The 6,332-nt window shown below is 64.4% G+C and carries 8 protein-coding genes and 1 pseudogene; 4 read left to right on the top strand and 5 right to left on the bottom strand.

Annotated features, from left to right (window positions below; translation table 11 throughout):
* From N7650_RS19885 to prlC, 3 genes and pseudogenes are all read right to left on the bottom strand, one after another.
* Nucleotides 1–219 (bottom strand): annotated as a pseudogene (locus N7650_RS19885) (radical SAM protein); the annotation flags it as partial.
* A 110-nt stretch (nucleotides 220–329) separates the two neighbouring features.
* Nucleotides 330–596: a YheV family putative zinc ribbon protein gene (locus tag N7650_RS19880; RefSeq protein ID WP_009401780.1), complete on the bottom strand. Its 267-nt coding sequence runs from the start codon at nucleotides 594–596 to the stop codon at nucleotides 330–332.
* Nucleotides 593–2,644: an oligopeptidase A gene (prlC, locus tag N7650_RS19875; protein ID WP_279899662.1), complete on the bottom strand. Its 2,052-nt coding sequence runs from the start codon at nucleotides 2,642–2,644 to the stop codon at nucleotides 593–595. The genes N7650_RS19880 and prlC overlap by 4 nt, the downstream gene beginning before the upstream one ends.
* 91 nt (nucleotides 2,645–2,735) lie before the next feature.
* Here prlC and N7650_RS19870 point away from each other — a divergent pair, with 91 nt between their 5' ends.
* Both N7650_RS19870 and N7650_RS19865 read left to right on the top strand, forming a co-directional pair.
* Nucleotides 2,736–3,284 (top strand): gamma carbonic anhydrase family protein, encoded by a 549-nt coding sequence (locus N7650_RS19870; protein WP_009401785.1) that lies wholly within the window; start codon nucleotides 2,736–2,738, stop codon nucleotides 3,282–3,284.
* 26 nt (nucleotides 3,285–3,310) lie between these two features.
* Nucleotides 3,311–3,961 carry an HAD family hydrolase gene (locus N7650_RS19865; protein ID WP_009401787.1) on the top strand — a complete coding sequence of 217 codons (651 nt, stop codon included), beginning with the start codon at nucleotides 3,311–3,313 and terminating at the stop codon, nucleotides 3,959–3,961.
* 45 nt (nucleotides 3,962–4,006) lie between these two features.
* Here N7650_RS19865 and N7650_RS19860 read toward each other — a convergent pair whose 3' ends face one another.
* The gene (locus N7650_RS19860) at nucleotides 4,007–5,095 is read right to left on the bottom strand and encodes an aminopeptidase (protein WP_279899665.1); all 1,089 of its coding nucleotides are present in this window, start codon (nucleotides 5,093–5,095) and stop codon (nucleotides 4,007–4,009) included.
* Between the two features lie 83 nt (nucleotides 5,096–5,178).
* Here N7650_RS19860 and N7650_RS19855 point away from each other — a divergent pair, with 83 nt between their 5' ends.
* Both N7650_RS19855 and N7650_RS19850 read left to right on the top strand, forming a co-directional pair.
* The gene (locus tag N7650_RS19855; protein ID WP_064302128.1) at nucleotides 5,179–5,592 is read left to right on the top strand and encodes a hypothetical protein; all 414 of its coding nucleotides are present in this window, start codon (nucleotides 5,179–5,181) and stop codon (nucleotides 5,590–5,592) included.
* A 45-nt stretch (nucleotides 5,593–5,637) separates the two neighbouring features.
* Nucleotides 5,638–6,048, top strand: coding sequence for a hypothetical protein (locus N7650_RS19850; RefSeq protein WP_279899661.1), 411 nt, complete (start codon nucleotides 5,638–5,640; stop codon nucleotides 6,046–6,048).
* A gap of 1 nt (nucleotide 6,049) precedes the next feature.
* Here the strand turns inward: N7650_RS19850 and N7650_RS19845 are convergent, their stop codons facing one another.
* Nucleotides 6,050–6,283: a DUF1161 domain-containing protein gene (locus N7650_RS19845; RefSeq protein WP_009401792.1), complete on the bottom strand. Its 234-nt coding sequence runs from the start codon at nucleotides 6,281–6,283 to the stop codon at nucleotides 6,050–6,052.
* Nucleotides 6,284–6,332: the final 49 nt, after the last annotated feature.

The following is a 6,332-nucleotide window of genomic DNA, read 5'->3' as shown; positions in this document are numbered from 1 at the left end:
ATGCTCGCAGCCGCGATAGGGGTTGATCGAACGGTCGAAGGGCAGGTCCGGCGAGGTGTTGCGGGTGATGATGGTCTTCGCGGTTTCGATGCGGATCTCGGTGCCCTGGGTCATGGGCACTTCCTGGTACCAGCCATCGTCCTCGACCACCGAGCGGTTGGGGGCGAAGCGGTTGTGCGGGTTATGGGCCGTACCGCGACCGCGGACCGGAGTGACCATGACGAAAAACCTCGATACTGTGTTTTTATACAGTATAGAGGTTTTGGTTTGTCGTCCACGCCTTCCGTCGCGACGCCGCTCCCACAGGGTCCACGCTGTAGGGCGCGGGATTATTCCGAAGGCTTCTTCAACTTCGGATTCGGGAAAAACTGCACCGTCTGCACCGCAGGTTTCGCTGGTTTCAGCGCATCCTGGTTGACCCGCGTACCCAGCTCCTTCGGCACCGACAGCCCTTGCTCGTTGAGGGTGTCGGTGAAGCCGCAGGCCACGCACTCGCGGTGCGGCGTGCCGTCCACGCTCCACATCATCAGTTTGTCCGGCTCGCTGCAGGCCGGGCAGACCGCACCGGCGATAAAGCGCTTCTTGGTCGTGGTCATGCCGCCAGGTCCTCGCTCAGGCCGCTGTGGCGCAGCAGGGCGTCGATGGAGGGCTCGCGACCACGGAAGTCGACGAACAGCAACATCGGCTCCCGGGAACCACCGCGGGCCAGGATCGCTTCGCGGAAGGCACGGCCGGTCTCGGCGTTGAGCACGCCTTCTTCCTCGAAGCGCGAGAAGGCGTCGGCCGACAGCACTTCAGCCCATTTGTAGCTGTAGTAACCGGCGGCATAACCGCCCGCGAAGATGTGCGCGAAACTGTTGGGGAACCGGTTGTACGCCGGCGGACGCATGACCGAGACCTCGTCGCGCACGCCTTCGAGCACTTCCAGCACGCTGCGGCCATCGCCGTGGCTGGCATGCAGTTCGAAGTCGAACAGGGAGAACTCCAGCTGGCGGACCATCATCAGGCCGGACTGGAAGTTCTTCGCTGCGAGCATTTTCTCCAGTAGGTCCTGCGGCAGCGGTTCGCCGCTTTCGTAATGGCCGGAGATCAGCGCCAGGCCTTCCGGCTCCCAGCACCAGTTCTCCATGAACTGGCTCGGCAGCTCCACCGCATCCCAGGCCACGCCGTTGATGCCGGACACGCCGGCATGCTCGATGCGGGTCAGCAGGTGGTGCAGGCCATGACCGAATTCGTGGAACAGGGTGGTCACTTCATCGTGGGTCAGCAGCGCCGGCTTGCCGGGCGCGGCCGGGGTGAAGTTGCACACCAGGTTGGCCACCGGGCTTTGCAGCACGCCGTCGGCAGTGCGACGACGGTCGCGGGCGCCGTCCATCCAGGCGCCGCCACGCTTGTTGGCGCGGGCGTAAAGGTCGAAGAAGAAGCGGCCGACATGCTGGCCGTTTTCCTTGATCTCGAACAGGCGCACGTCCGGGTGCCAGGTGTCGAAGCCCTTCTGCTCGGCGATCTCGATGCCGTACAGGCGCTGGACGATGGCGAACAGGCCCGACAGCACCTTGTCGATCGGGAAGTAGGCACGCAGGGTTTCCTGGGAAACGCTGTAGCGCTGTTCGCGCAGCTTTTCCCCGTAGAAACCGCTGTCCCAGCTTTGCAGGTCGGCGCAGCCTTGCTCGGCGGCGTAGGCCTTGAGCTGGGCCAGGTCCTGGGCGGCGTACGGTTTGCTGCGCTGCGCCAGGTTGCGCAGGAAGCCCAGCACCTGGTCACTGGATTCGGCCATCTTGGTCGCCAGGCTCAGTTCGGCGAAGTTGGCGAAGCCGAGCAGTTCGGCCAGTTCCTGGCGCAGGTCGAGGATCTCGCGCATCACCGGGCCGTTGTCGAACTGGCCGGCATTCGGGCCCTGGTCGGAGGCGCGGGTGCAGTAGGCGGCGTAGACCTCTTCGCGCAGGGCGCGGTCCTCGGCGTAGGTCATCACCGCGTAGTAGCTGGGGAACTCCAGGCTGATCAGCCAACCGTCGAGCCCCTTGGCCTGGGCGGCAGCGGCCATCTGCGCCTTGGCCGAATCGGTCAGGCCGGCGAGGGCGGATTCGTCGGTGACGTGCTTGGTCCAGGCCTGGGTCGCGTCGAGCAGCTGGTTGGAGAAGCGACTGCCCAGCTCGGACAGCTTGCTCTGCACTTCGGCATAACGCTTTTGCTGCTCCGGCGGCAGGTCGATACCCGACAGGCGGAAGTCGCGCAGGGCGTGCTCGATGATGGTCTTTTGCGCCACATCGAAGTGGGCGGCCTCGGGGCTGGCGGCCAGCGCCTCGTAGGCCTGGAACAGTTCGCGGTTCTGGCCCAGTTCGGTGGAGTAGGCGCTCAGGGCCGGCAGGCAGGCCTCGTAGGCTTCACGCAATTCGGCGCTGTTGCACACGGCGTTGAGGTGGCTGACAGGGCTCCAGGCCGCGCCGAGGCGGTCATTGAGCTCGTCCATGGCCAGAACCAGCCCGGCCCAGCTCGGGTTGCGGCCCTGGGTCTTGAGAATTTCGGCAATGGCATTGCGGTTGTCGGCCAGGATCTGTTCAATCGCCGGCAGCACGTGCTCGGCGCGGATCGCCGAGAAGGGCGGCAGGTCATAGGACTGCAGAAGCGGGTTGTTCGCACTCACGGTTAGACACCTTGGCAGAAGAAACACCGGACCATCTTAATTACAATCGCCGTCGCCCGCAGCTAATTAGCCTTAGAGAGGTTTCCTATTCATGGCCATCCGCACTTACCAGCAGCACACGCCGCGCCTTGGTGAACGTGCCTTCGTCGACCGCAGCGCGGTGGTCATCGGCGATGTCGAGATCGGTGACGACAGCTCGGTCTGGCCGCTGACGGTGATCCGCGGCGACATGCATCGTATCCGCATCGGCGCCCGTACCAGCGTGCAGGACGCCAGCGTGCTGCACATCACCCATGCCGGCCCCTTCAACCCCGACGGCTTCCCGCTGCTGATCGGCGACGACGTGACCATCGGCCACAAGGTCATGCTCCATGGCTGTACCCTCGGCAGCCGCATCCTGGTGGGCATGGGCAGCACGATCATGGACGGTGCGGTCGTCGAGGACGAAGTGATCATCGGCGCCGGCAGCCTGGTACCGCCGGGCAAGCGCCTGGAAAGCGGTTTTCTCTACGTCGGCAGCCCGGTGAAGCAGGCACGGCCGCTGACCGACAAAGAGCTCGCGTTCTTCCCCTACAGCGCCGCCAACTATGTGCGCCTCAAGGACCAGCACCTGGCCGAGGGCTACGACCAGCCCGAGTGACGTCCACCATTTCCAGCGAGACCGACATGCACCAGCAGAACATCCTCTTCGACCTCGACGGCACCCTGACCGACCCGCGCGAAGGCATCACCCGCTCCATCCAGTACGCCCTGGCCAAACTCGGCATCGACGAGCCCGACCTGACCCGCCTGGAGCACTTCATCGGCCCGCCGCTGTTGCAGGCGTTCATGCAGTTCTACCGCTTCGACGAGGCGAAGGCCTGGGAGGCAGTGAATTTCTACCGTGAGCGTTTCAAGGTCACCGGGCTGTACGAGAACCGCGTGTTCGACGGGGTTGGCGAGCTGCTGGCGGAGCTTCAAGGACAGGGCCGGACGTTGTATATCGCCACCTCCAAACCCTGGGTGTTCGCCCGGGAAATCGCCCGGCACTTCGACTTCGCCCGGCATTTCAAGGTGATCTACGGCAGCGAGCTGGATGGCACGCGGACCAACAAGGTCGACCTGATCGGCCACCTGCTGGCCGAAGAGGGGCTGGACCCGGCGCAGACCCTGATGATCGGCGACCGTAAGCATGACCTGATCGGTGCGCGCAGCAACGGGCTGGATGCGATTGCAGTGGGGTATGGTTTTGGTAGCCGGGAGGAGTTGGTGGCGGAGCAGCCGGCCTGGCATTTCGAGACCCTGGCGGAGATGCATCAGGCATTCCTGCGGTCTTGAGGGCCTCATCGCTGGCAAGCCAGCTCCCACAGTGTCCGCGGCGACTCAGAACCCTGTGGGAGCTGGCTTGCCAGCGATGCGATTCAACAGCCGCTGCCGCTCCTGGACCGGCAGCGAACCCACTTCCTCGACCCGCCGATAAAACCGCTGCCAATCCCCACCCGACTCGGCAAACAACCCGGCAAACGCCGGTACCCACTGGTCATACAGCCCAAACGGCAGCAGCTTGGCATTGTTCATCGGCCCGTTGATCCACGCATCGAAGCGCCCGACCCCGCCCCATTCACCGTCGCGCAACTGCCGATACTCCGTGCGCAGGCGTTCGAACTCCGCCTGCTTGGCCGCCCGCATCGCTGGCGCATCCAGTGGCTGCGCATACAACGCCTTGAGCCGCTCCCGACACGCCAGCACCAGCGCGACGAACTGGTCGCGCTGCTTGCCTGCCTCCGCCGGCTGCACCGGCAAGCCGCGCGCCACGCGCCATTGCCGGGTGCCTTCCTGCTCCACGAACGTGGCGAAAGACTCGTTGAATGCCGTGTCGTCCTTCACATAGACGCGCTGGTGCGCCAGCTCGTGGAAAATCACCGTCGCCAGCCGTTCGTCGCCCCAATTGACCAGGGAATTGAGGATCGGGTCATCGAACCAGCCCAGGGTCGAATAGGCCTCGACCCCGCCGATATACACATCCTGCCCGTCGAGCTTCTGCAGCGCTGCCGCCCCGCGGGCCCCGGACTGGCTGTAGTAGCCGCGGTAGGCCACGCAGCCGGCGATGGGGAAGCAATGGGTCCTGGGCTCGAGGGAGAACTCGGGTGTGGCGAACACGTTCCACACCACGTAGGGCCGGCCGATATCGGCATATACCCGGTAGCTGCGGTTGTCGGGCAGCTTCAGCACCTCGCTGGCAAATGCCCGCGCCTGCTGCGAGCGCTGCAGGTGCTGACGCAACCCGGGATCGGTCGCAGGGTTGGCAATCACCTCTGTCACCGGTTCCCGTGCCCGCAACAGTTGCCATTGTCCGCTGGCCAGCTGGCCGTAATAGCCAAGGCTGCTGCAACCGTTCAGCAGGCTAGCCACCAGCAGGGGAACAAACACCCGCAAAACGTGGTCGAGTGCCCCGGAGCTTGAGCGCAGCAGAAGAAGAATTCGAATCATGCGTGGGGTGGTCTCGCTCAAGTCCGTATCGCTTCAAGACTATCCTGCCTGCCCGGAGTTTTGCCATGCGAACCATGCTCGCTGCCAGCGCCCTGCTGGCGCTCGCCGGCTGTGCCGGCCTGCCCGACCCGGACCCGTCCCAGGCCTGGGTCGACCTGGCACCCGCCCAGGACCAGACCCTGCACGCCGTCGAAGTGGACGAACGTGCCTGGGCCGACAAGCGCTACTTCCAGGTCACTCCCGGAAACCACCAGTTGACCGTGCGTTACCTGTTCCCGGTAGATCCGAGCAATATCGGCCCCGTCAGCGAGCCGCTGTGGCGCGACTGCCAGCTCAACCTGAAATTCGCCGATTTCAGCGCCGGCCAGCGCTACCGCCTGGAGACCGGCAGCATCGGCTTCCGGCCCTGGGCCAAGCTGTATGACGAGCAGAGCAAGGTGGTAGGGCGCGGGCTGCCGGCAGGTTGTCAGCGAACCTGATAGCGCTATGCTTGTGCTTTATATCGCTCGCCTGCGGAGACCATCATGCGACAGCCAGCGATGTTGCTCGCCTTCAGCACCCTCGGCGCCTGCGCCACGCCCATGCCACCGGTGGACCAGAACCAGGCCTGGGTCGATTTCTACACCATCACTCCCGGCAAATTGGTCATGGCCGAGCGCCTGGACGGCAAGCGCCTCACCGACGGTCGCTTCTTCCAGGTGACGCCGGGCAAGCACGAGTTGGTGGTGCGTTTCGACTACGAGATCTATGCCGGTGGTTTCAACATCGATCCGACCGAGCGCACCTGCTACCTGACTGTCGAGTACGACGGCTTCCAGGCCGGCCAGCGCTATCGCCTGGAGGCGCGCGCCGTGGCCATGCAGCCCAACGCCCGGCTGTACAACGCCGAGCGCCAGGTGCTGGCCGAAGAGCGAATGATCAACTGCGTGCCGTGAATCAGTTGCCGTTGCGCTGGTAGATGATCTTCTTGGTGCCATTTTCACAGCTGCCCACGACCATGTTCTGGTCGTGGACTTCGCTGTTCGGCACGATTTCCAGCGTGTAGGAGGTCACCCCGCGGGCCTGGATCTTGGCTTCGATTTCCGCCTTCAGCTCCTCGCACGGCTTGACCGCGGCGGAAGCGTTGGCGGCCAGCAACGACGCCAGTACAGCGATTGCAATGCGGATCATGAACAGTTTCCTCGTGGCAAAGAACGTCAGCCAACTCCCGTTGGACCGA

This window comes from Pseudomonas sp. GD04058 (assembly GCF_029836855.1).
In the GTDB taxonomy this organism is placed as follows: Bacteria; Pseudomonadota; Gammaproteobacteria; order Pseudomonadales; family Pseudomonadaceae; genus Aquipseudomonas; species Aquipseudomonas bharatica.
This window is presented reverse-complemented; position numbering and strand designations above follow the sequence as displayed.